Genomic DNA, 26,940 nt, shown 5'->3' with positions numbered 1-26,940 from the left:
AGGCAACAGGCGGGTGAGTGCGAATGAGAACGAATAACCTCCAACAGTACCGGCGGCTGCTGGCCCAACTGGCCGGATGGGCTGTGGTCGTCATGGTGGCGCTATCGGGCGCGCCGGCGGGTGCCTACAACGCCGGTGCGAACGACCTGCTCACAGTATCGAGCCTGACCGTGCAGGATGGCTCAGCCTCAAAGACAATGCCTGGCAGCGGCGCATGCGGGCCGAATGCCGCCGCGTGTGTTCCGCCGACGCTTCCCCTTTCCAATACTGACTACTCCATACCCGTGACCACCAGCACTGCGGGATCGGGCACGACCATTCGCGCCAGTGCGACGGTTGCCGCCGCCGGGAGCAACGTGTCCGTCAAGGACGTGTGCGGCGGGAATCCGAGTTCCTGCTTCAGCGCGGCCGTCATTCCGACCGCCGGCAGCCTTTGTACGGCTGCCGGTCCCTGCGTGGTTTCCGCCAACGGCATGCAACTGGCCGGGACGGTTTTCCGTGTCGACCTTCAGCTAAATCCCGCGAACTTTGTGGGTGGCGGTGCGACGAGCGGCTGGTTGCTGATCGGCGTTACGGCGACGGACGCGAGCCCGGCCCTCTCCGAAACCGAATATTACCGCGTGGACTACACCTCGCCGGCTTCTGCCACCCCGCAGATCTGCATCACCGACCGTCCCGGCGAGAACGACCGCCGTTCGGTCGAGGGCGGGACGACAATCCGGTATTTCCGGTCGGCAACGAGCTATCTGATGTCGGCAAAAGTGAAGCCGAATGTCGGCACCCCGACTCCGGCCGATCCCAACCTGCTCGGTGTTGAAGTGCTCTACGGCGGGTCGGGCGGAACGCTCCAGCAGACTTACACCGGACCCTATGCCGCCGAGGCAAACAACTGTTCCGGCACTCCGGAGGCGGGCTGGCTGAACCTCCAGACCTCGATCACGCTTCCGGCCAATGCCGAAACCCTGGTGCATACCCGGGCCCGCAACTCGCTCAACATCCTGAGTGCCGACCAGAGCGGGACGCCCGATCCGGATGACATCCGGCTGGTCCAGGACTCATCGGCGCCCACTTTTGGATCGACCTTCTCGGTCCGTGACGCCAGCAACGCCACGGCGCTGTTTTCCGGTATCCCGCTGACAGCATCAGTAACCAATCCGGCCGCCTTCGTGTCGATCGAGGGTATATTCAGTGACACCTCGCCAGGCCGTGTGTATTCGATCGCCTATGACACGACCTCCCAGGCCGTCGATGCCGCCCCCTCGACGGTGGTAACCGGAACCTCGTCGACGATATTCACTGGCGGTACGGCACTCAGTTCCGCCAATGATTTCTACCGGGGATGGACCGTGCAGATCACGAGTGGGCTCCTCGCGGGCCAGACGCGGGTTGTCCAGTCCTATGACGGGGCGCTGCGCCGCTTCACCATGGCGTCAGGGTTTGGCGGCACTCCGGGGGCGGGAAACACATTCGTTGTGACGCCGATGGCTGGCGCCACCACCATAACGATTCCTGCTTCCGAAATGGCCCGGCTGACGGAGAAGGCTCCGGTCAAGGTCAGCGACCTGATCCGTTTTATTGACGATCCCGGCCAGCTGAACCGCGCCAAGCGTGTGCGGATCTCCGCCATCGGAACCAACGGCACCAGCACGGTTCTCACCATCCTGGACACCGCTGCAGATGGAACTCCGGTAGTATTCGATCCGAATGCGAGCTTCACGCTTCGGCACACCGGCTTTGCGCCAATGCGCGGCGTTCTGACCGGCTGTCCCGGTGCCTGCCTGCTGTCGCTTCCCGGCGGGGCCACCACCGCCGAGCAGAAGGCGTGGGACCAGATCTTCACGAGCGGCGCGCCTGACTATGGCCGCGGTCTTGGTGTGAATGACGTCATCATGTTCCAGACCGGTGCCACCGGGGGCAACCTGAACCGCCGGTGGAAGATCACGGCCATCAATGCCGGAGCACGGACCGTCTCGCTTAATTCCACGGCAATCGACGGAGCCGGGGCGCTGGCCAATGACGCCAACGCCACCTGGTTTGCCTATGACGCGCCGTCGGGCAGTTCCGCCGAGCTGGTCTGGGTGGACGGCGAAGATGTGAAGGGCGGGTACCTGTGTAACCCCTGTTCGAACGTCCCGTTCCGTATCGGCCTGAACCTCGCGGTCGGGCCAAACCTGATTACGCTGCATATCACCGACGACGCAGGCCGGATCACCTCCCAGCAGCTCACGATCAACTACTCGACCCCATCGGTGTCCGCATCCGCACCGACCGTGAACTTCACGCGGATGCTGGTTGCACCCACCCTCTCGGCAGCGCAGGCATTTACCGGCGGGCAGGCCTGTACGGGTCCGGGGTGTTATGAGATCGAACCCGGAACGGTGATGGGAACCGGGGCCAACACATTCAGCATCAGCGCCGCCAACAACCTGACGGTGGCGGGCGGTGGTGTCGATTTTACGGCACTGCTGCAGGCCGGAACAGCCGTCCGGGTTGGCTCGACACATGTCGTGGTCAAGTCGGTAACCAACGCGACGACGGCAAAAGTGCTTCGTGTCAGCGGCACGGTGCCCGTCGGCCCCCTGACGGGAGCCACCCGGCACCGCCTGGTGCAACCGTCCACTAGCCGTCTTCTTGGAAACTATGAAGGTGTCCGGATCGAAGGGGTCGCCTTTACGGACGATGGACTGCCTCCTTACGACACCACGGGGTTGAACCCCACGCCGGATCTCTTTATCAATGGAGTCAATGTAACGTCGGGGAACGTGACGGCGCTCGTCGATCCGGACCTTCCGGCCGGACAGACAAGGGCCTTCCACTTCACCTATACGGTACCGGCCCCCCAGTACAGCTCGATACTGATCGGGGCGAGTCCGGCTGTGACCCTGCAGGCCTCGCCGGTCGAATACCTGATCGTGAATGCGGCCCTGGTGACCGGCCCGCTGGTCATACCCGGTGGCATGAAGTCCGGAGACTATATCCAGGTTCCGCTGCTGAATGGCGGAAACCGGGTTCCTGTCATTGGTGTGCTGGAGCAGGCAATCGGCGGAACCTTCACCTGCAATGGGCAGGCGTTGCTGGTCGGCCGGACCTGCGTTCGCATTCCCGCAACGACGTATGCCGGCGGTCCCGGAACGACCCTCACGAACATCATGCGGGCGGTCCAGGATGGAATCAGGAGCGACAACGTCCGGGTCGTGCATGACGCGGCCGCCAATCCGCAGCCCGAGGTGACGGTCCCGTTCGGCTACATGACCGACCGCGCCGCTCCCCAGCTGGTCATCAGTGGTGTCTCCGACGGGTATACCAACGTGACGGTGGCGCCCAGCATCTCCATTACCGATGCGCATCTAAATACCGACGGGGACAGCAATCCCTCCACTGGCCCTACGGGATTCCGGCTGTATCAGGGTGTCTATGTCCTGATGGATCCATCCAATCCATCCCGGACCGTCGCGAAGATGAACTATGATTTTTCGAACCGGGTTGTGCCGCTGCCGGTTCCGGCGGACCAGTGCTATCCGGCGACCTTCTTCAACCATGACACTGGCCCGATGCAGAGGGCGGCGACGGTTGCCGCCGTGTCGAATGTCCCCGCGTCGGTGTTTGATGGCGCATCTTCACTGGTCAACGAGGACAACTACTACATAGGCTGGCAGCTCCGGTTCACGAGCGGCCCGGCGAGCGGCCAGACGCGCACGGTGTCCCAGTACAGCGGAGCAAACCGGCGCCTGATCATGGATCAGCCGTTTTCCGCGAACCCGGCGGTCGGTAACAGCTTCCTCCTGTACAGCTGGGACAAGGTCAGGTCCGCCGAAACCACGGTCGGCGTGGGCAGCATCACCACCACACAGTTCAACGGGACGAGCAACCTGTCGTCTTCGGACAACATCTATGCGGGCGATGAAATCACCTTTATTTCGGGCCCCCTAGCCGGTCAGGCGTTTACCGTGACGGCCTATTCGATGAGCCCGACCCCGCGCCGGTTCACGATCAGCCCGGCTGCGTCGACGGTGCCGCTGGCCGGTGACCAGTTCATGGTCCGGACAAGGGCCCGTAACTGCCGGATCAATCCGCTCAGTTTCCCGCAGCTGACGGGCCATCAGCTTTCGGGCTACACCCTGGGCGACGAAACCGAGGAACGGGGTGGTTACCGCATGGAAGTGTGGGCCGCTGATCTCGCGGTTCCGCCCAATGTCACCGCTACCTCCGCAGCCCCGGTGTCGGTGAACTTTGGTGTGGTGCTGACAGCCGGCCAGGCGACCGTCAACGACTTCATCGGGATCTTCGGGAATATCGACGGCAACTGCCCGGATGACCGGTTTGGCAACGAGCAAACCCTCTTCAGCTGTTTCCTGGACAAGATATTCACGACGCTGACCGAAAACCCGACGAGTGTCCGGGGAGGGCATGACGTACTGGGCGCGTTCTTTGACGCTTTCGCCTTCGTTCTGGGTTCGGTGGGCGAGGCGGATATCGGCTCCCAGATCCTTACCAATCCGATGGCGCTTACCGCCCTCGGCGGCCTTCAGGACATCTTCCCTGGGCTGTTCTCCGACGGTAATCCGGACAGCGATATCGTCACCATCCTGAACCTGATCAAGAACGGTATCGACCGGCAGATCTTCCGCGAACTGCCCCTCATCACGCTTGATGCGATGTATGACCCCGACAACAACCCCCTGACACAGGACGGCATCGAGTCCCTGACGGCGACGTTCAGAACGCTTTTGTCGCTGGACGGAGGCCGGTTCCGTGTCGAGGGCGGTTCCTCGCAGGACAAGTCAAGCTCTCCGTTCGTACGGGCGACTCCGGCATTTCTTGACCTGCTGGCGTTCGAGGATATTCGGAGCACGATCGACGTGATCAACCGGCTTCGCATCATGGATGTGGAGGTTGTGTATTCCGGCCAGACAGCAACAGAACGGCGCGAAACCATACCGCTGCTCTATGACGTCCTTGAGGGCATAGTCGATCTCTACGACTCGTATTTCTTCGTTGACAGCGTGAACGGAAACTCGGCGTTCATTTACGACGCCAACGCCAACGGCATTGCCCCCGAAGCGGGCGAGGTGGTCTGCGCCAACGCCAACTACTCCAGCATCGTGTTCAAGAACAGCCTGAACGAATGCTACTGCGGCGTGACCGGAGCGCCGGCCTGGTGCGTGGACCAGACGCGGATCGTCATTGACCAGAACAGCGACAGCCGGTCTTTTGGACGGGCGCTGTACATCCTGATGAATGACCAGTGTGCCGCGGTCGGTGGCCCGAGCCCCGCCTGTGATGCCGGCATTACCTATAAGGATCCCACCCTGAAGGGCCTCCGGACCGTCCTGCATGAAATTCTGGCGATCGATCCGTCCACGGGCGTGTCCGACCTGACTGGCATGATCGAGGTCGTCCAGTGCGTTCTGGAGCCGATCGATGACGGTTCATCGAATGTCCGCGACAGCCCGATCGCCCGCCTGATTCCGACGCTGGCGGCCCTGGTCAACCAGACCGGGCGCCGGTATGCGGCCGAATGTACCCTGGGCGGCCAGATACTTCCGGTGGCGATCACTCCCCTGTATGCCAGCTGCACGTCGCCGGGGGCGACACTCAGGCGCGTGGACGGATTCCGCCGGATGGAGTGCCGCAACAACAGCACCGGCCGTCTCGAAGGGATCATCAGGCTCGGAGCGGGCCGTGCGCCAGCCGATTTCTGCTCGTCGGGTGAGCTGATCTTCCCCGACGAGGACGCGCTCGGCCTCCTGTATCCGGCCCTGGAGTTCATTACCGACGAGAACCTGTTGAGCCAGATTACCCGTATCATCCTCCAGTTCCCGGATACGGACGACCTTCTGAACATGCTGGTCACGGCCCACGACCTGGGCCTCACCAAGCGGATTTTCCCGGTTGTCGGCCAGGCGTTCGATCAGGATAACCGCGGGCGGCGGTCGCAGATTCCGGAATGCGGCACACCGGGTACGGAAACCCTGACCGCTCCGGCCTGCCGTCTGGCCGGTCTTCCCAACGTGGATGTCATTCTGGATTCGATGGCCGACCTGCTGACCTCGGCCAAGGCGCCGTTCAAGAGCACCGGCACCTGTACGCGGCCCGGATATCCGCCCCGGCCGGCGCCCTGTTTCGAGAGGGTCCACAACACGCCGATGGCCGGCTTCCTGGACACCTTTGACGAGCTGTTCGTCAAGAATCCGCCCTCCTGCTGCACCTGCCCCAAGGCCTGTACCGGCACCGCCGGCGGCTGCGTCAACGGATGGCGGGCGCCGACTGTTACCGAGACCAACGCCTGCGTGGCGCTCCGAAGCAAGGATTTCGATCCGAGGCGTGACCTCTGGCAGCTCATGAGCGACATGCTCAACAACGAAATGGGCCAGTCCGAACGTGACGCCATCATGGAGGCGCTGCCCACCATGGCCGCCTGGCATACGGGCGCCAACACACCGGCCGGCAACGTACGGGCCAATCCGCGGCGGTTCATCCCCGGTCCGCGCGACTCGTATAACCGCTGGTTCAACAGTTCTGGCAGCACCGACGACAGCGCATCGCGTCCGGCAGGTGCCGCCCAGCGTTACTACTCCACGTACTGGGTCGAGAGCGGAAACCGCACGGCCGGCTGGGCGCAGCAGTGGCCGCCAGACCGCGCTTTCCCTAGCCCGGTGATGTGCGCCAACGGCCTGGCATGGACGAGCGGAAGCTGTTCGACCAGCCAGCCGATACCTTACCCGTCCGCCATTCCAACGGCGGGCGATGCGAACTACATGCACCAGCACAATCTCCAGGGCACCGTAGGAATCCGGAGCCGCGGACGGAATCCTTATGACCAGTACCTGTGCGATAACCTGAACTGCTGCGATGCGGACAGCGACCCCCGCTGCAACCGGCAGGACGGGACCCTTGTGGCGGGTTCGGCCAATGAGTGCGGCGGGTCAGCCAACGTCCTCACGAACTCCAACGACTGCAACACCAAGGGGAAACTGACCCAGCAGCTTCCGAACCCCTATATAGGGTGCGGTACGAATCTGGGCAGCACCTACAATGCGAGCGCCCGCTGGAAGGTGGACGTGCAGGGCTGGTCGTCCGCTGCCCTGCCGGAAACACCCATCGACTGCTGGGATTCGCCGGACCTGCTTCGTGGGCTGGACGAGGCGTTCCGGACTACGATGGGCGTCGATCTGGGTTCGCAGGTTCCGATTATCGGAAACGGCGACTTCCTGCTCAGCATTAACAAGCTGATCTCGGACATCTCCGGTTTCTCGAATCCGCCGCTGATGCCATCGGCCAACCTGACGAACAAGATATTCGGACTGACGGCGCCGGTGGACCGGGAACAGTTGAAAGCGCTGTTCACCTCCCTCTATGGCGCCCGCGGCGTATTGACTGGCTCCCTGTCATCCATGATCCGCTACGACTCGGAGGATTTCGGAAGTCCGGCACAAACGCCTGAGTGCACCGGTTTTATTGCGGCTGATACTGGCAACCGGACCCTGTCGGTGGACACGAAGCTCCGGCTGACCGGCACTATCGACCGGTCGAGGGCCATTGGCCCGCTGATCGACAACGATGCCTTCCCGCCGCTCCAGCGGCTCCTGGTCAAGATGGTTGGTACCATCAACCCCAAGGAAGCGAGCGGCCAGGAGCATCTGGGGCTTTACCAGTCGAAGTGCAATGCCGACTGCGCGCTCAACAACTGCGGCAGCACGCAACGGCTACTGTGGGGGCAGTCGCCGGCGGTGCTTGCGAGCCTGTCCCAGATCGAAGTGCTGGGATTCGGTGCGCCGGCGATCGTCAGCGCGTTTGCCGCCCTGGAAGAGGGCCCGGACCGGGAGGTGCTCGACGGCATCTTCGAAATACTCGGCGATGCCCGCGAGGTGTCAGCGGCCAACAACCCCAAGCTGCCGCAGGGCATGACCGGTTTCGACATTATTTTCTCGGCCATCGACAACATGATCTCGCCGGCCGACGGTTCGACGGTCCCGTTTGACGGGATTCCGATGACCGGCGCCCGGGACAAGGAGCCGTTCCTCTATCCGCTCTTTCCGGCGATGTACCAGATGGCCGGCGTCAAGTCCCGGACCAATGGCGTCATCTGCAACGCGACGGCAGCCACCAATGGCTGTGCGGCGCTGTCGGCCACCTATCAGACCAGGGGTTACGGGCAGATTTTCTCGTCCGGCGCCTTCAACCCCGTCGTCACGTCGGTGACCGGCTGCTCCCCGGATGCGAACGGGTTCTGCGACCCGTCAGTGAATGCCGACTATGTCCGGATTACCTGCACGCGTGATGCGCTCACCGGCGGTGTCTGCATCATTGACCAGGAAGACGGCACTGCATTCAACATGACCTTCACGCCCACTGATAAACGCTCCCATACCGGCCACCTCTACCGGGTCATCGAGCGGCTCAATAACGACCGGATCGTGATCGACGCGGTGGCGGTTGATGATCCCGGCATTATCGTTGCGGCCACCCAGCCGCGGGCGGTCGATTTCGTTCTCCAGACCGGACAGAGGACCAGCGTTGCACGGGCGCTCCGGGCCATCGGCCAGGGAATCCTGAACGACCTGAACCAGGATCCGGATATTCCCGCATTTGATGCGACAGACCTCGATTCGATCATTGCCGACGTGCTGCGGTGCGATACCGAAGGGCTGCTGCTCGACACGGTGATGTATTACATCGACAGCGATCCGCTGAATGGCGATGCGCGCCGGCTGCGGAACGCGATCTTCTCCCTCAAGCCGTTCCCGGCGATCCGTGATGGCATGATCGACGCCGTGGGCAACCTGCTGGGTTCTACCGGCGGACAGACCTACCTAGGGGTCGAAGGCCGGGCGCCTGTCGCCAAGCTGATCCCGTTCCTCCGGGATGGCGCGATCAAGGATCCGACCGAGCAGTTTGCGCTACAGCGGTCGTTCGACAACACGATCAATCCCTACAACCCGAAATCAAACCTGCGCCTGAACTCGCAGACGGCGGGCTGCTCGCCGGCCGATGCGTCGAAGTGCGTCGCCTTTATCGATCCGGTTCTTGACATCATCGGGTCGCTGAACGCCACCAGCTCCTGGTGGCGGACCACGTCCGCCAGCCCGCTGGCGGCCGAGTGCTACAGCACGGTGACGGCCCGGTCGTACCTGCCGTGGGATACCAACGCCAACAATCCCTGCTCCACGGGCGGGGCGCGGGACTTCAACTCGATGCTGAAGCCGTTCCTGGGTGGCGCCGGCCTGGGCGGTCTCGACGTGCGGACCGCCAACCCCGATGGCAGTTGCACACCGGCCGTGACAGCACCGGTCTGGGAGCCCAAGCCGGACGGAATCATCGACGAATGCTTCGGCGGCGGCGCGGCCCCGGGCGACGGTATCGCCGATTTCATCTCCCGCTGGGATAAAGGCGTCGCGTCGCACTCCCTGTCGCGTGGCGTCTCCGACCCGCATTTCAGTGCCGGACTGTCGTTCCAGAACCTGTCGGGACAGCCGGTCCAGGGTAGCGGAATTACCTTCTACCACTCCGGCCGCGCCGGTGGGGCAGGCAGCGTGGTTGACCGTGCTGCACGCGCCCATATCGTGGTTTACAGCTCGAACCCTGCCGGCTGGACGGATACCGCCATGATCGGCGCGGGCTGGACGCCGAATGCCAACTTCTTTGCGGGGATCAATTGTGACAATGCACTGGTTCATGGCCTGAGTGCCTGTCCGGGCGGGTCGGTATTTGTCGCCAAGCGGCAAATGGATTTCTACGTCCGTCCGCGTGAAGGTTTCCAGACCATCGGTGTTTACCCACCGGTGACTGTGCCGGCGGGCGGTGTGGCGTTTGTGTTCATCCAGCAGACCGGTGCCGAGCCGATCGAGATCGGTCTCGATGCCTCCTCCTACATGGCCCCGACGGCGCAGTACCCGGCTGGCCGGACGATGCATGAGGTCCTGCAGCGGCAGGCCGCGAACATCACCGGTGCGGTTCCGCCGGACCACATGGATTTCGTCTCGACCAACGGGACGGCGATCCGCAAGGTCCAGACCGTGATGGGCGGCACTGCTGCCATTCCGATGGTGCGCCTCGGGTTCGGATATCCCGTCACCCGGCCGCAGGAGATGACCGACTTCGAGAAGGGCCTGCCAGTCTTCAAGTTGCTGTTCAACACGCCCCTTCAGTCGACGGCTGCCAACCCGCAGCAGCTCCGCCCGGTCGAGCCGCTGCTGGACGCGCTGCTGGCCCTGCTCATCCCGATCGACATCAAGCCCAACCCCACGCCCGGCCCGAACCGGGTACCGGCTGACTGCTCGATCGCCACGGCCAACACGCCTGAGATCGATGACTACGTGTACCTGCCGCGGCTGGGCGAAACGCCCTACCGGCTCCAGACCTGCCAGGAGGCCGCCGTGGGTCTGGGCTGCATTGATGCGGCCAACCCCACCCGGACGATCGGACAGCTTGACCCGACTTCCCCTTATCCGGCCGTCGAGTGCCGGGCCAGCGTGCGCGGCATGCCCCCGATCGACCTCGACCAGGGTACCGACAATGCAACGCCTTTCGAGCTGATGATCCCGCTGATCCGCCGTCTGATGCTGACGACGTACACGGATCCCGACCTGTTTGACGGCATCGCCGAGGATATCGTCCTGTTCGATACGCTGCCGTTCTTCGATCTTCTGGTGATGACGATCCCGCCGCTTTCCCAGAAAGAGGAAACGATGCTCGGGGCCGGCACGATGACCACCCCGATCGAGCGCATCTTCCAGATGGCGAAGGTCATGACGAGTGCGTCGGCCGATCCGAACCAGCCCTACATATCATTCTTCCCCGGATATTCGGGCAAGCTGTTCTGCGGTCATCCCTCCCTGAACCCGATTGCGTCGGCCACAGTCGGAGCCGGTCCGCCGGCTCCGACCACCAGCGCGTTTGTCACGACCGTGCCGCTGCCGTCCACCGCCCTTGATTTCTACAAGGGCTGGTCGCTCAAGGTGCTGACGGGCAATGCCCTGAACATCGGCCAGACGCGCACAGTGACCGGGTATGCGGGCGGTGTGCTGACCGTCTCGCCGGCCCTGCCGGCGGCGATGGCGGCGGGCAACACGTTCTCGCTCACCAGCAATACCTGCGTCGAGTCGATTGACGTGTTCGACTTCCTGAGCAGCGTCACCCGTCTCCGGACGCGGACGGACATGACGACCGGCATCACGACCACCGAAGCGGACCTCGTCCGCCTGATCCGGAGCTTCAGCACGGCCTTCTTCGAGGAGCCCAAGCAGCCGCTCAAGTTCACGCCGCGCGAACTGCCGCCGCGCGTGATCGCCGCCACCACCGAAACCCAGATCCGCGTGAACGACGGCTACGGGGCCCCGGCAGTGCCGGTCGCATGCGCCGAAGGCGCCACCAGCGTCACAGGATGCAACTACCTGCTCGATGTGACTGCCCGGAAGGGACAGATTCCGGGCGTTGACAGCATGGGCGGCGCGATCAGCGGGTCGGCGCCGCTGGACAACGCGGTCATTACCCTCAGCCGGCCGTCCAGCCCCCTGCAGGGCGTGACGAATGCCCTCCATTTCGCCGGCTACAACAACCTGGGACCTGCAGCCAACGGCATGCTCTGGTACCACCTGTGGCAGCCCGGCATCATGACGACGCCGGTGGGCGGAAACCGGCCGGGGACCGACGAGCAGCCGGCGATCGGCCGGACCCAGTACCAGATCGTCGCGGGCGACGTCCTGGAGTACGGCATCCTGATCCCCTCGACATCGCATGTGCGGCGAGCGGCCGTGGAAATCGTATTCGAGGGCATGCAGACCAACGCGGTCCCATGGGCCACCCCCTTCGGAGGCCAGAAGGACGGCGGCATCCTGACCGGTGACAACTGCCACACCAATGCGCCGACGCTGCCCAATACCCGCGTGGATCCGTTCGATCCGAACACGCGCAACCGGTTTGCCCGCATGTCGGACCGCGACAGGCGCTGCCTGCAGTACCTGGCGATGAGCTACAACGGCAGCACCGACCTGAACGGCACCCGCATCGACACCAACGTGGACCTTTCGGAGCTTGCCGCCGACAAGTGGCTGATCCGCCGGATTCCGCTGACCCGTTCCGGTACCAGTGAGGTTTCGCACCAGGGATTCTGGATACGCCAGGAACCGAACCAGCCCTGGAGCGGCGTCTACTTCGTGTTCGACGGCGCCACCCATCCGGTCAGGGGACGGGCCGAGGCATATGTCTCGTTCGTCCGGATCGTGAACGGCAACGATGTCAAGGTGAATATCTACGACGGCAGCAGCACGCTGGCGAACGGCATCGAACTGTGCGACGGAACGGCCAATAACCCAACCGCGCTTGCCAACCCGACGGCCTGCCACCCGACAGTGGCGGTCTGGAGCGGGCTCAACGAGGCCAATACCATCTCGGCGGCCTTCCCCGCGGTTTCCGCCGCCAACTACATCCGCAAGGGCGTGGATATCTGTCCGGCGAGCGGGTGCGTGGTCGGCAACGATATTTCCATCGCTGGCGCCATGGGCCGGGTGATCGCCCGGTCGGAGAACCGCGCCGAGATCATGGCCAACAACGTCAACGGCCGTGTGATCGTGCCGATCCGGCCGAGCGAAATGCCGTTCGACGCGGAACTCGACGTGCAGGTCCGGTGCGGTCTGACCGATTTCAGCGTGTTCACGGTCGGCGGGACGCCCATGACCGTATTCACCGCCCAGAAGCTGAACGAGACCTACTACACGTCGGCTGATCTGGTGAACCGGACGCTCACGTTCAACACCGGGCCGAATACGGGCCAGACGCGCACCATCAGCGCCTACACGCCGGCGACCAACACGATCACCGTGACACCCGGGCTGCCGAGCAACTCGGCCCCCGGGCACCAGTTCACGATCAACGCCATCTGTCCGCTCCAGTCGAACCCGGTGGTCAACGACTACATGAACCGCGGCGGCGATTCCGGTCCGTTCACCTTCACCATGCGGACGGGCTATGCGCCGCGGCCCTGGCGCTGGCGCAACGTGACCTCCACGGGTCAAGACCGGCCGGTCTACCGCCAGCCGGCCATCGACGACCCCGCCGTGGTCAACAACATCACGATCGGCGAGCCGTCCCAGGATGATGCATTGTTCCTGGACATGGCGATGCTGGACCAGTTCGGAAACGTCTTCACCGAATACCGGAACCCGGCCGCTCCGGCCACGCCGACGGCGCAGACGATCGACGCGTACTACAACATCCTGATGCCGCGGCTGCTCAAGTTCCAGTTCTCCGGCTGGTCGGCTGGCGGCGACATATCGCAGACGGTGCTCGGTACGGGCGAGAACAACAGCATCGGGCCCTATGTGTGGGCTCCGGGCGACTACCTGGAATATGAAATCTTCTATCCGATGGTGGAGGGCAACGCGGCGGTGGCTAACGGAGTCCCGGCCGCCCCGTCGGTCATCGTTGACATGAAGTCGGTCCGTCCGGACGACGGTTCCAAGACCCTGCGCACGGGCGCGATCTTCGGCATGCCCCCGGCGCCAGACCCGGCGTATGGATTCACCATGCGGAGTTTCTCCTGCACGGCGGGCGGAACGCTCACCTGCACGTCGCCGGTCATCGATCACCGCACGCTGGACCAGTACGGCGTGCCGGCCGCGCCGCGGATCCACTACCATACCTCGCGCCCGGTCAAGGACTGGGGCGGCACCAATATCGAGCCCGACCCCATCAGCAACTTCTACTACCGGCGGATTCCGGTTCCCGACGGCATCGAGATCGGGGCGTTCGACACGGGCAGCACGGAGCCGATCGCCCGCGGCAGCCGCGTCTTCCTGTCCGCCTGGCGCGGCACGGGCGCCGGCCATTCGCCGACCACCGACGTCCACTCCTACATCCGGAACATCCAGATCGGCAGCGGCAACACGGCCAAGAAGCAGATATGGGATTCGGGGCGTGTCATGCGGATCTCGCCCAGTTCGTGCAACAACTACACGGCGGCAAGACCCGCCTACTGCCCGCACGCGACGCAGGGCCTCGTCATGGCCTCCTCCACCGGCCTGATGGACGGCATGCGGGGCCTGATCTACACCGCGGCCGAATACGACACCCTGCTGACCACCCCGGGAGGACTCTCGACGGCGCTCCAGACCGTCTTCACGACGACCGTCAAGGGTGCGCCCAGCGCTCTGGGAACCCGGCTCCGGGTCATCTCCAGCGCGGCGAACGATCCGCAGCTGGTCATGACGTCCGCCATCCCCGCTTCCGACTTCCGCAACGGCGTGTACATTCCGATGCCGGACTGGAACAACCAGGTCAACTGTCCGCTGGGCAGCACGGCCGGAGCCAACGCCAACCGCTCCTGCACCGCCGACACGACGGCCGTGTTCGGCGGCGTTCAGCTGTATTACCAGGGCGTCCCGAACCTGACCGCAGCCACCAACAGTGCCGTCGGTGCGGCCCGTTTCTGCCCCGGCGGAACCTATGGTGTCCGCTGCCCCGGCGGCAGCAGCTTCGGCCAGGATGTCACCGTTGGCGGCAATCCGCAGATCGCGCTCAAGCCGAACGTGCTGTCGGCTGGCCGCTACCGGCGCGTCTACACGATGAGCCCGGCGGCCGGGTTGCACGAGGTGCGCGTCAGCGTTGATACCGCCGGCGGATCGTGCACGACGGGTTCCTGCGTGAGTCCGCAGGTGGAGAACTACGCCCAGCTCATCGCTCCGTTCGACTGGTCCGTCAATGCGCTGCCGCCACCGGCGCCGGCCAAGATGGAGTTCGCCAACGACTACGCCTTCAACGTCATTGACCTGCCCAACCTGGGCACGACCGGCACGCTCGTGAACGATGTCCTGTTTACTTCCCGCCGGCCGGGTATTGCGGGCGCGGGCGTGACCGTGGTCGTCAATGCGCTGCCGAACGGCGGCACGGAGTCGGTCCTGGTGGCCAGTTCGCTCGTGACCGTGAACGTCCTCTGGAACCGCAACCGCGACTTCGTGATCGCCATGCTGAATGCCTCCGCCGCAGCGCAGGATCTGCTCTATGCACAGGCGGCGCCCGGCAGCAGCAACGCGCAGCTACTTGCCGCCAGCCCGGGGTCGGCGCAGTCCTACGGTCCGGTCACCGTCACAAACGCCGGCACGGTCTTCGGCACGAACCTGACCCAGGTGATGGTGGGCTCCGGTCCGCAGCGTCTCCAGGTCAGGGTTTTCACCCAGTACGACCGGCCCACCATCAACCAGGGCACAATCGATCCGAGCAATGCGGACAACGCCGTGCTCTTCACCGCCCGCAACGCGGGCGAGGCCGGCACCGGTATCTCGGTCCGGGTCTCCAACTTCCGGAGCGACTGCACGACGCCGGTCAGCGGGATCACCGTGCTGAACAAGCTCGTACTGATACCGGCAACGCTGACCAACGGGGTATCGGGCGCGAATATCGTGAACCTGCTCAACAACGATCCGGATGCTTCCTCACTGATCCGTGCCAGCCTGAAGAAGCCAGACCTGCACGGCGCGGGTGCCGGCACGGGCGCGGGCGTGTGGCCCGTCCTGAGCGGATGCAACGCGTTCGAGGTGGTTCTCTCGCCGGTCAGCGCCAGCAGCGGAGCCGGCACGGGCGGCAACCCCACCGTTCCCGGCACGGAAGCCACCCGGCGGCCGTGGACCCAGCCGATCCCGGTCACGTTCCAGGTGACCCAGCCCAAGAACGCGATCCGCGTCCGTGGCTATCCGCAGGTGGCGGGCGCCTACATGGGCCTCCGGCTGAATGCGGGCATCGTGCGGCGGCCCACCGTCCACTATGACACCAGCCTGATGGCGAGCGAGAACGACACGCTGCCCGAGGTCTGCCTGTGCGGCGGCACCGGCGTGTGTGCCGCTGCCAGTTGCGGCACAGAGGAAAACAACGAGAATAACGACGGCGACAACGTCGTGGTGCTGCACGAGCTGGCGGGCTACATGCCGGGCGACCGGATCCGCATCCTCGGGTTCGACCCCGGCGCCGCTCCGGCGCAGGTGGCGGCCAACGGGGACTTCACCGCCCGTGTCGCCGCCGTGACGCCCAAGCCCGATTCGGCCGCGCCGGGAACCCTGCGCGAATGGATCGAGCTGGATGATATCAAGTGGCTGTCCGAGCAGTGCGACATGACGAGCGTGGCGGACCTCAACGCGGTCCCCGGTCTCGTCAACTGCGCCGGCAACGCGGTGGATATCCGGGGCCTGCGGTTTGTCTGGGCGAACCCGAACACGGCGAACGACGACAAGTTCTGCGTGGTCGGCAGCACGGCCGTCGATAACGCCTGCCAGTATGAATACGCCCACTTCGTGAATAACCGCGGCAGCTTCAATGCCACGACACAGAACAACGCGTGGCGCCTCAGCTGTTCGTCGGGCAACTTCGAGCGCGGCGCCGACGGCGTGTGGCATCACGTCATGCTGTTCACCCAGTCCCGCTGCATGAGCGGCTGCAGTGGCACATCCCCGACTTCCGTAAACGAGCGGTACCGGAACTGCCTGCGCAACAACTACAACCCGGCGGCAGCGCCTGACGGCGGCGGCGCGATTCCCGCCGCCGAGGATGCCTCCGGCTGGTGGGGGATCTCGCCTGGGCCGGCAGACCGGGTCGTGGACGAGGCCGGCTTCTCCACGCAGGTGGGCGCCGTCCGGCTCAACTACGCCGACAACTCCTCCGGCATCTTCAGCCCGAACAACGCCAACGTCGGCCGCCGGCTCCAATACGAATACACGATCATCGGCATCTTCGTGACGATCGTGCTGACGGCGGACTACAACCTGGTTCCGGGCTTCCTGAACCACGAGTTGATGATTCCGAAGCGGATCGCCGGCGCGGACGAGGTGAAGTCGGGCCGGATGGGCATTGATTTCGCCGCCATGCCGTTCAACTACAGTGCCACCAACTGGTTCCCCGGTGAAGGAGGCTGGTTCCCGACCACCAACCCCGGCAACGGCAACCAGCAGCACGTCACCCATACGGTCCTGGTGCCGTTCATCAGCGCCTACACCTCCTCGTTGTGGCTTGAACCGCACTACAAGGGGATTGCGAACCAGGATGGCGGCAGTCCGGAAGATCCGCCCATCCCGATCAACATCGACACGAGCGACATCCCCGCCAACATCCGGACGACGGACCTGCTGACGACCGAATACGGGCAGGGCGGCATGGGAACCTTCGCCCTGCGCGTCATCGGACTCCCCCGGCGGGCGCTGTGGATGGGCGGCTACAACCGTGTCCATACCCGGATCGTCCGGTGCACCAGCCAGGTGAACACTGACCTTGCGAACCAGTACCAGGAGGTGCGTCCCACGGGGGGAGCAGCGATCCCGTGTGCGACCGCGAACACCGATCATCTGGCCGGCCGCCATCGCGTGTGGTCGCGGACCGGCCTGTTCCTCGCCATGGTGGAGCAGTCGGGCAACGCCAGCGGGCAGAACTGGCGCGAATACTACACGCGTTATGTGGAAACGAACTCGGTCAACGAGAAGATGGCGATCGCCGCCGGCGTTGCCGGCAACCCGAACCCGAGCTCCATGCCGATCTACTTCAAGGACGTGTTCTACAACGGCGAGACGGTGCTCCCCTCGCATATGGTGTCGAACTACAGCTACTACCACACCATGGGCGCGACCGGCGCATGCAGCGGCAACCCTCCGGGTGGTACGCACCCGACTTCTCCGGCAGCCTGCTACAGCCCCAACAACCCGACCAATGGCAGCGGCCTGCACGCCTTCCATGTGGACCGGATCGAGATTTCCGGCGCGAGGGTGAAGGCCCTGTCGGGCGATACCTTCAACGCCGAACTGCTCTATCCGGCCCACAACACGACGGTCGCCAAGGGCCGCCTCCTGTGCAGCCAGGAAGCCCTGCGGAATCCGGGCGGAGCCCCGCCCCAGTGCGCCGGCGGCCTGTCGCGGCCGGGCGGTTTTGCGACGGTCCGGGCCAATGTCGGGGCCAGCGCACCCAAGGACGGCACGGCTACCGCCGATCTCTACTGGCCGAGCTTCGATGGCGTCAGCACGGAAGTGAGGATATCGGCGCCCAGCGTGCCTGCCGTCAACTACCGGCGGTCGGTCGGCTGCCCGGCCACGGGCTGTCCGCCCTGACCGGATCCGCGAACCAGTCCTGAAAGCCGCGAGGCGGCTGGCCTGGCCAGCCGCCCCGCGCCTGTTGACCGGGGCATGGACGTGCTAGGTTCGCCCCGATGGGTGAGATCATCGCCGTTGTGAACCAGAAGGGCGGGGTGGGCAAGACCACCACCGCCATGAATCTGGCCGCCTGCCTTGCCGCTGCCGAGCACCACTCCCTCGTTGTGGACCTGGACCCCCAGGGAAACGCCACGAGCGGTCTCGGTATCACGGGGGATGAGGGCCGGGACTCCTATGCCGTGATCCTGGGCGAATGCCCCTGGAAGGAGGCGCTGGCGGCCTCGGAAGTGCCCAACCTGTCGGTCATTCCCGCCACCAAGTCGCTGGCGGGGGCAAACGTGGAACTGGTGAGCGAGATCGCCCGGGAACTGAAACTGAAGGATGCGCTGGCCGGGGTCCGGGACGAGTTCGAGTTCGTCTTTCTCGACTGCCCTCCGTCACTGGAACTGCTGACGATCAACGCCATGGCGGCGGCCGATTCCCTGCTGGTACCCCTCCAGTGCGAGTATTTCGCCCTCGAAGGGCTGGGGCACCTGCTGGAGACGCAGAAGCTGGTCCGCAAGTCGGTCAACAAGACCCTGAACCTGGAGGGGATCGTCCTTACCATGTACGACACCCGGAACCGGCTTTCTTCCGAGATCGAAAGCGAGGTCCGGCAGCACTTCCCGCAGGCCGTCTACCGGACCGTGATCCCCCGGAACGTGCGGCTTTCCGAGGCGCCCAGCCACGGCAAGCCGATCATCGCCTACGACATCACCTGCCGCGGGGCCGAGGCCTACATGGGCCTGGCAAGCGAGTTCCTGGACCGCCGGGGCCTTTCCGGCGGACACCGCAAGGCCGGGGCGGGGGGGCGGCCATGAAGCCTGCCCGCAAGCCTCTGGGGCGGGGACTGGGTTCCCTCATACCGGGAGCGGGCCGGGGCGAGGGCGGTTCGGATGCCCCCGGCGTCCAGGAGGTAATGCTCTCCCTGATCGATCCCAACCCGCGCCAGATGCGGGTCCACTTCCCCGAGGACGCCCTGAAGTCCCTTGCCAGCTCGATCCGCCTGAAGGGGGTCCTGGAGCCGGTGCTGGTGCGTCCGCTCGCTGGCGGCCGGTACGAGCTGGTCGCCGGGGAACGGCGCACGCGGGCCTCGCGGATGGCGGGGCTGGACAGGATTCCCGCCGTCGTGAAGGAACTGAACGACCGCGAATCGCTCGAAATCGCCCTGCTGGAAAACCTCATGCGGGAGGATCTGAATCCCGTGGAGGAGGCGCGGGGCTACCAGCGGCTCATTGACGAGTTCCGCTATACCCATGAACAGATCGCCAGCCGCACGGGGCTTGACCGGGCGACGGTGACCAATGCGCTCAGGCTGCTCAGGCTGCCGGAGAAGGTGCTGGCTGCCGTGGACAGCGGGGATCTGTCGGCCGGTCACGCCAAGGTGCTCCTTGGGCTCGAACATGCCGACCAGGTGATCGCGGCGGCGGCCACCGTGACCGGCAAGGGGCTGTCGGTCCGGGAAACCGAGGAACTGGTCCGTCGGATGAAGTCGGCCCCCGTGGCGAAAGCCGGCCGCAAGGCCGTCCGCGCCGATCCCAACGTCCGCCAGCTCCAGGAAGAACTGGGCCGGTCGCTCGGCGCACGGGTCGAGGTCAAGGCCCGCAAGGGCGGACGCGGCACGCTGGTGATCCACTACACCAGCCTCGACATGCTCGACACGGTGATTGCCCGCCTGAAAAGACGCTAGCCCGGTTTTCAGGGGAGCAGCAGCATCGAAACCTGTCCACCGGGGGCGGGCCGTGCGCTCCTGATCGCGCCGTCCATCATCCGCTCGGCATTCTGCACAGCTTTCGGAATCGCATCACCTGCCGCCAGCCGCGCCGCGATCAGCGAGGCCAGCACGCAGCCGGTTCCCCGGATCCTTTGGGGCACACGCCTGCGGGAGTGCTCCAGTACCAGTTTCCCCTTCAAGTAGAGCCGGTCGGTGACGCGGGTGCCGGAACCGTGTCCGCCCTTGACAAGGATGGCCGCCGGTGAGGCGGCCGATACCGCTTCAGGGGATTTGGTTCCGAACAGCCAGGCATATTCGTTCCGGTTCGGCGTCAGTACCGTGACCAGCGGCAGCAGTCTTTCGATCAGGGCACGGCGGAACGGGGCGGCATCCCGCCTGCCCACAAACGCAGGCCCCCGCGTGGGCCCCCGCACGGGATCGCAGACCACCGGCACGCCGGCGAGCCGGGTTTTGAGCAGCCGCGCCAGCAGGAGCACCTGTCCGCTGCCCGCGAGTGCGCCAGTCTTGATGGCGGCCGGGGCGCCTCCATCGTCCATAAGGGCCGTGACCTGCTCCCGCAGGCGGCTCGGTGTGATGGGCGTGGTGCTGCGAAGCCGGACCGCTGACTGCACGGTGAGCGCTGTCAGGCAGCCTTCACCCTGGACTCCGGCATGGTACAGCGCCCTCAGGTCGGCGGCCATGCCGGCTCCGCCGGAAGGATCATGGGCGGAGATAACCAGCACCCTACTGGTGACTTTTTTCACTTTTTTCTCCGCTGGAAAATCACGAAATAAAAGACGGAAAACAGTCTAACGCTCTGTATTTATCCGAATGCCGTACCGGCGGACAAGTGAGGTGACTCACCGGTATGTCATCTGAAAATACACGGCGAAAGACGATGTTGCCGTACTGTTGCGGAACGGTTTTCGCGCCGGAGATGGGCTTTCGTGACCAGCAGAACAGCCTGTGTGCGGGCGAACCCTCTGTGGTCCGCTGTGTTCGCATGAATGGGCAACCTGGGCCATGCGAAGTAAACCGGATTTGCGTCGTGGTTTTCTGCTTTCAGTTGCTGGAATATCAAATGTGAAAACTGAAATTAAAAACAGTCAAAACCGCGAGTTCATATATTGATGTAGACTTTCAGTTGCGAAGGATTATGGTGAATTAGGGCCGCTGGTTTTACGTTTTCAGACGGCCACGAAATTGCAGGTTTGGCAGCGGAAGCAGGCTTTGGTTTCGAACTGGAGCGTTTCCGGAAGCAGGAGTTCAGACGCCTGGTATGGTGACAGATGCACAGCTCAAGGCCAGTCTGCGGACGGTGCTGAAGGGCAAGGTTCCTGCGGCTGACGCGGCCGACGTGGAACGCATTTTCCGGGCACTCGCCCGTATCGCTCCAAACTGCATGGCCGATTCAACGGTGGCGAGCGGGTTTATCGAGACAGTGCTGAAGGAGAACGGGCTGATCGGTCCTCACATGGTGGCGGAGGTCGCTGCCGCTGAAAAACTGCTGCGCGGCCTCAAGACGCAGCCGGTTGGCGTTGACGACAGTCTTTCGCTTCCGGAGCAGCTCGACCGGCTTGAGAAATACCTGATCGAGCGGGCCTTGGAAATGCACCGCCGCAAGGGCGACGCCGCCAAGGCGCTCGGCATTCCGCAGAGCACGCTTTCCACGAAGCTGAAGAAGTTCGGTTTGCGGGAGTAGGTCCGCCTGTTTCTGTCCAGGCTGCTGACCGCGGGCGATTCCGGCCGCGAGGGGGGCTCGGCTAGCAGGTCCGGAACTCCAGCAGGAAGTTCGCATTGTCCCAGGTGCACAGTTCACTGAGGGCGTCGGTGTCATTCATGTCCCGGTAGCGGCACTGGCTGAGCAGTCCGTTCTGGAAGCAGGCGACGATGGTTTCACCGGCCCTCCAGAAGGTGATGCAGCAGGTGGCGATGCTGTCGCGGACTATCCTGAACAGGTTGGTCAGCGGCAGGTGCTTGAGGTCTCCGGTCAGTGCATGGGAAGGAACCTGGCTGGTCGCGTGTCCGGTCATATGAATGGTCTTTCTCCTGCCGGCTGCCTTGGACCTTCCATCTGTCAGGTCTTGCAGCACTGTCAGATATCTGTTCAAGCTCTGTGCCATGGCCTGAAAATCGTGAATAACACGCATTATCTGTCCGGTTTCTGCCCGAAATGGGGTTTTGGAGACCGGCAGTGGCTGTCAAGTTTCTGGCATTTGGCCTGTTTCAGTACCGGATCGTAACAGGGTGACCGGAATGGTCAGGTTTGTCCGTCGGCAGGAATGAGAACGTGGATGAACCGGAGTTCAGGATTGGGGTGAGTGACCGGTCTCGAACCGGCAGCCTTCAGAGTCACAATCTGACGCTCTAACCAATTGAGCTACACCCACCACGGGTTTCTGGCGCGGGAGACGCGCCAAGGGCTTCCTATGTAGGCAGGCCGGGGCCCAAGTTCAAGGGGGAATTGGGCACCCCCTACCGGCCGCCGCTGGCCTTTACGAGAACGGTCCGGTCCTTGGCGTAATGGTACCGGATCTGGTCAGGTTCGTAACGGCTTGCTGTTCCGGCCGGACAAACGCTGCGGATTTCGACCCAGTCGGGCCAGTTGGGGAGCGGGCTGTCGGTACCGGGGACATGATTGCCAAGCCCTGCCTGGGCCGTCTTGAGGGCGTCCAGACACGGGGCCGGACAGGCCGTGCAGGGATCGGGTGCGGGCGGAAGGGGGTTTGCCGGCCCCTCCATGTCAAACACCACCACCCCCCGGAGCGCGATCCAGGGTCCATGCACCGGATGGATGCACAGGTGACTGGGGGACAAATGTGCAAGGCCGGCGAGGACGGCCGCCCGCTGGATGGCGACTGTTTCGGGCCCTCTCAGGTGCGGCCATCTCGGTTCAAAGGGCAGTCCGGAAGCGGCTGCCGCCCGGCGGATGTTCAGTTCGGACCAGTCATCCACGGGATGAGGATTCGAGAGGATTCCAGGGTCTTTCCTGCAGGCATCCAGAAACGGCCGCCAGAACGCCCGCGACGCTGCCACCACGATCGCCAGCGTCCGCTCCCGCCCGAAGTCAGGAAGCCGCCACGACGCACCCACGCTGCTGTTGTAGTCCTGGACGCCGAAGGGTGCGGCCAGATCAATCCCGGCCGGCACCAGTTCCCGGTGAAACTTTTCAAGGACGGTTTTCCAGCCGGCCGCACACATCACCGGCCATGAAAGCCCGCTGGTGCCGGGATGGCAAACGGCGGACTTCAGGCGGCGGAGGCCAGTCCTGGCGCCGCCGCCCGGCTGATCTGGCTGGCAGCCCACAGGGCCAGCGCGGGGCGTTCGATCTTCGAGTTGTGCCGGGGGTCTACCGGTAGCCGCCGCTTGAACAGAACCTGCCGGATGGGCCGGGTGACGGGATGACGGGCAGCGAGATCCAGCAGTTCCTTGCGGATTTCCGGCAGTTCATCCCGGTGGAAACCTGCTTTCAGCTCGACGCAGATTACCGGTATTTCCTGTCCGTTGACGGCGACTCCAACCAGCCCGCTCCGCCGCACCTTCGGGTGCGTGTCGAAGATCGGCTCGCACTGGAGCGAGAACAGCGGTCCGCCCGCAGCCTTGACCCGCTGCCCGGCCCGTCCGCAGTACCAGAGACGTCCCTGGGCATCCAGATAACCCGCGTCCCCGATCCGGTGCCACACGCCTCCCTGGCCGTCCGGTATCTTGTTCTTGCGGGTGCTGTCGAGGTCGCGGAAGTAGGCCGGGCTCACATGCGCCCCGCGGATCAGGATTTCCCCGGTTTCGCCGGGGCCAAGGATTTCCGCTGCGTCCATCGATTCCAGCGGGCCGTCCACGATCCGGATGATCATCAGGTCGGTGCCGTCGAAGGGCCGTCCGACGCAGATCCCCGCCCCCTGACCGGTTTCCTTCCAGGTTTCTTTCAGCATCTCCCGGCCGCTCATTTCCGTGGAAGGGAGCGCCTCGGTCGAACCGTAGTTCGAGACCACGTCGCCGCCTTCCCCCATCACATCGAGCATGGGCTTTACCAGCGAGGCGACGATGGGCGCGCCGCCGCCGATCACCCGCTTCAGGGTTGGCATCCGGAGACCATTCCGGACGGCATGCGTGGCGAGGTTTTCCAGCAGGACCGGGGAACCGAATAGCGACCTCACGCCGCAGTCGTTGATGACCTCCACCAGTGCCGCCGGATTGGCCTTCGCGGGTCCCTGGCGGACGAAATCGATGGGCGGAACGACAACGGTACCGCCAGCACTGAGTGCGATGAAAAAGAAGGCCGGAAAGACCGGCATGTCCACCGGTATTTCCCTTTTCGGATCGAACCGCCAGCTCTGATGTACCTGCCGGCAGACGGCGGCGAAGTGCCGGTGCTGGTAGTAGGAGGGCTTGGCGGGACCGGTGCTTCCGGTCGTGTACATGATCGCGGCAGGGTCATCCGGGGAAATGGCTGGCGGAACAGGAGTGTCCGGAGCTTTCCGGCGGAGCGACTGGACCGTATGGGCGCCGGGGAAGCCCGGCGTTCCCGTGACCACCAGCTTGCGCAGGGTGCGGGGCCCCCAGCCGAAGGCAAGACGGCCGAGATGGGCGACAGGAATGCCGACGAAGGCCTCTGGCTCGATGCGCCGGAGCCGTTCGGCCACGTTCCGGTAGCCGACGGATGGATCAATCAGCACGAGAGTCGCGCCGACACGCGACAGGGCGAGACCGATCACGCAGGTTTCATAGCTGGGCGGAGACATGAATACCGTGCGCGTGCCTTCGGCTATGCCGATCTCCCTCAGTCCCGGTGCCACCGCCTCGACGTCTGCCGACAGTTCCCGGTAGGTGTACCGCCGGTACCGGCGGACGCCGCTGGGGCCGCGTCCGGCCGGTTCAACCACCGCGATCCGTGCAGGGTCGTTGAGGGCGACGTCATGGGCGATGCTGGCGAGATCGAAAATGCCGTTTTCGAGCGGGTTCATTCAGCGGGCCTCCACGGTTTTGGGGCTGACGACCCGGAGCCGGGACGGGCCGTGTTCCCGGAGAAAATCCTCAATGATGCCGGCGACCGTCTCCGGCTGTTCGAGCATGGGCAGGTGCCCGCAGCCCTCCAGCCATTCCTCCCGGCGGGGCCGGAGGGTCTGGTTCAGGGTGCGCCCGGCCTTCGGCGACAGCACCCGGTTGTCGAGCCCCCAGATCGTGCAAAGGGGAGGGAACTTCCCGTCCGGGGTAAACCGGTCGAGGGCGGCGTAGCTTTCGATGTCGTCCACAACCGCAAGGAGGGCCTGCATCTGCCCGGGTGCGGCGTAGCATTGCCTGAGTTCGGCGTTCTGTTCGACGTTTCGGGCCCGGCCCTCCGGTCCGGTCTGGAACCGGAGAACCTGGCCACCGATCCATTCTGTCAGCCGGAGACGGCCAAGCATTCCGTACGCCGGACCGGCCAGAGCTGGTGCCCGGCGGCGGAACTGGATGACCGGGCCCAGTTCTCCGGCCGAAATCGTCGCCGCCGTCAGCGGATTCACCAGAACGAGTGCCCGGACATCCCGTGGACGCCGGATGGCAAAGGCCAGCGACATGGCGCTCCCCATGCAGTTTCCGGTGAGCATTACCGGCGCAAGGCGATGACAATCGACAAACTCCCCGATCATCGCCACGTAGTGGTCGAGCGTGAAACCGGGCCCGGGGCGGGCGGAAGCACCGAAACCGGGAAGATCCAGCGCGAACAGTTCGTAATGCCGGGAAAGACGCGGCATCACTTCATTCCAGATTGCATGGGAAGTTCCGCCGTTGTGCAGGAAGATTACCGGCTCTCCGCTGCCCGCATGGGCGTACTTTACTGGCCAGCCGTGGAAGTCGAAGGTTTTCATTGCGCAGACTTTCCGTTAAGTGAAGCGGCCGGGCAGGGGATTGTCGAATCCCGCTGTCCGGCCGGATGGCTGATCCCGGGGTCAGCGGCTCATGGATGCCACAGGACGTTCATCATCATGGGTACCATGTGCTCAAGGGCCTTGTTCCAGCAACCGAAGTTGTGACCGCCGTCGCAGTTCCACGGGGTTCCCGGTCCGGGGCGGCCATACATCCAGTAGAAGTGTGGCACACCGGCGGCGTTCAGCGACAGGTGCATCTGGTAGGTTGACCAGCCGACGGTACGTTCAAGGACATCGGCGTCGTGGATGCCGTCGCCCGCATAGAGGGCGATATGCATGCCCCGGAGCCGGTCGGCCCGGCGGAGCGGATTGTTGGCGATCCAGGCACCGTCGAGGCCGATGACCGGCCAACCGAAGGGGCCATCGACCGGGAAACCATTCTGCATCGTCTGTTCCGTGATGACAGTCCGGATTCCCTGGTTTTCCAGATCAAGCGCGCCGGAGAAGCTGCCCGCGTAGATGAACAGGTCGGGCCGCTGCTGGGCGTAGTGGATCGCGCCGAAGCCGCCCATCGAGAGCCCTGCGATGGCGCGTCCCTCCCGGCGGGCGATGGTGCGGAAGTTCGCATCCACCCACGGAATGAGCTGGTAGAGGTGGAAGTGCTCCCAGGCCTGCGATCCGGCGGACATGTTCAGCCAGTCGGTGTACCAGCCCACCTTGCCGCCGTCCGGCATGACGGTAATGAGCGGCCTGTTGCGGGTGATGTATTCGGCCGCGCCGCCGCCAGTGGTCCACTGGGCCGAGTTTCCTCCCGCGCCCCCATGCAGGAGATACAGCACCGGAAAGCGTGTGCCGCCGCTCGAGTAGTAGTTGCCCGGCAGCGTAATGCGGATCCGGTGCGGGCCGTTGACCGCGTTGGTGGCAACCGCGCCGGTGGAGATATCCACTTCAGCCGTCCGGCTCGTGATCCAGCGCGAGCCGTGGACGGTAATTCCCCAGCCGGAGGCGAGCCCCAGCACGTTGGGTGAAGGCGGTGGAGGAGGCGGCGGAGGTGCTCCGGCCTCGGCTGTCCGCACGTTACCGGCGACGAGCGCCACGGCGAGGATGGCGGCAAGCGCAAAGGCGCGGCGCGTTCTGGCTGTCTGTAAGTTTGTTTCCTGCGTTTTCATTCGGTTTCCCCCTGGTTTTCCTTCTGGGTCGTTCAGCTCCCCGTAGAGATATA

General features: G+C 64.5%; 10 protein-coding genes and 1 tRNA gene. 4 read left to right on the top strand and 7 right to left on the bottom strand.

What is annotated here, in order from left to right; translation table 11 throughout:
- Window positions 1-23: 23 nt before the first annotated feature.
- The 3 genes from KIT79_02880 to KIT79_02870 all read left to right on the top strand — a co-directional run bounded on the left by KIT79_02880 (window position 24) and on the right by KIT79_02870 (window position 19,848).
- Window positions 24-18,077 (top strand): hypothetical protein, encoded by an 18,054-nt coding sequence (locus tag KIT79_02880; protein MCW5828239.1) that lies wholly within the window; start codon window positions 24-26, stop codon window positions 18,075-18,077.
- 98 nt (window positions 18,078-18,175) lie between these two features.
- Window positions 18,176-18,979, top strand: coding sequence for a ParA family protein (locus tag KIT79_02875; GenBank protein ID MCW5828238.1), 804 nt, complete (start codon window positions 18,176-18,178; stop codon window positions 18,977-18,979).
- Entirely contained in the window at window positions 18,976-19,848 is an 873-nt protein-coding gene (locus KIT79_02870; GenBank protein ID MCW5828237.1) for a ParB/RepB/Spo0J family partition protein, read from the top strand. Before KIT79_02875 ends, KIT79_02870 begins: the two co-directional genes overlap by 4 nt.
- A gap of 8 nt (window positions 19,849-19,856) precedes the next feature.
- Here KIT79_02870 and KIT79_02865 read toward each other — a convergent pair whose 3' ends face one another.
- Complete coding sequence (locus KIT79_02865) at window positions 19,857-20,636, bottom strand: hydroxymethylpyrimidine/phosphomethylpyrimidine kinase (protein MCW5828236.1); 780 nt, start codon at window positions 20,634-20,636, stop codon at window positions 19,857-19,859.
- A 515-nt stretch (window positions 20,637-21,151) separates the two neighbouring features.
- Between KIT79_02865 and KIT79_02860 the strand changes: the two genes are divergently transcribed.
- Window positions 21,152-21,574, top strand: a complete 423-nt coding sequence (locus KIT79_02860) for a hypothetical protein (protein MCW5828235.1) — start codon at window positions 21,152-21,154, stop codon at window positions 21,572-21,574.
- A gap of 61 nt (window positions 21,575-21,635) precedes the next feature.
- Here the strand turns inward: KIT79_02860 and KIT79_02855 are convergent, their stop codons facing one another.
- The 6 genes from KIT79_02855 to KIT79_02830 all read right to left on the bottom strand — a co-directional run bounded on the left by KIT79_02855 (window position 21,636) and on the right by KIT79_02830 (window position 26,887).
- Complete coding sequence (locus KIT79_02855) at window positions 21,636-21,905, bottom strand: DUF4388 domain-containing protein (protein ID MCW5828234.1); 270 nt, start codon at window positions 21,903-21,905, stop codon at window positions 21,636-21,638.
- 280 nt (window positions 21,906-22,185) lie between these two features.
- Window positions 22,186-22,262 (bottom strand) — tRNA-His (locus KIT79_02850).
- A gap of 85 nt (window positions 22,263-22,347) precedes the next feature.
- Window positions 22,348-23,178: a hypothetical protein gene (locus KIT79_02845; protein MCW5828233.1), complete on the bottom strand. Its 831-nt coding sequence runs from the start codon at window positions 23,176-23,178 to the stop codon at window positions 22,348-22,350.
- Window positions 23,121-24,833 carry an AMP-binding protein gene (locus KIT79_02840; protein ID MCW5828232.1) on the bottom strand — a complete coding sequence of 571 codons (1,713 nt, stop codon included), beginning with the start codon at window positions 24,831-24,833 and terminating at the stop codon, window positions 23,121-23,123. Before KIT79_02840 ends, KIT79_02845 begins: the two co-directional genes overlap by 58 nt.
- Window positions 24,834-25,718, bottom strand: coding sequence for an alpha/beta hydrolase (locus KIT79_02835; protein ID MCW5828231.1), 885 nt, complete (start codon window positions 25,716-25,718; stop codon window positions 24,834-24,836). It abuts the gene before it with no gap.
- Window positions 25,719-25,807: 89 nt separating this feature from the next.
- Window positions 25,808-26,887, bottom strand: coding sequence for an esterase (locus KIT79_02830; protein MCW5828230.1), 1,080 nt, complete (start codon window positions 26,885-26,887; stop codon window positions 25,808-25,810).
- Between the last annotated feature and the right edge of the window lie 53 nt (window positions 26,888-26,940).

It is taken from the genome of Deltaproteobacteria bacterium (assembly GCA_026129095.1).
Taxonomy (GTDB): Bacteria; JAGRBM01; JAGRBM01; order JAGRBM01; family JAHCIT01; genus JAHCIT01.
Note: the sequence above shows the minus strand (reverse complement) of the source record. Positions and strands in the feature narration are given on the sequence as shown.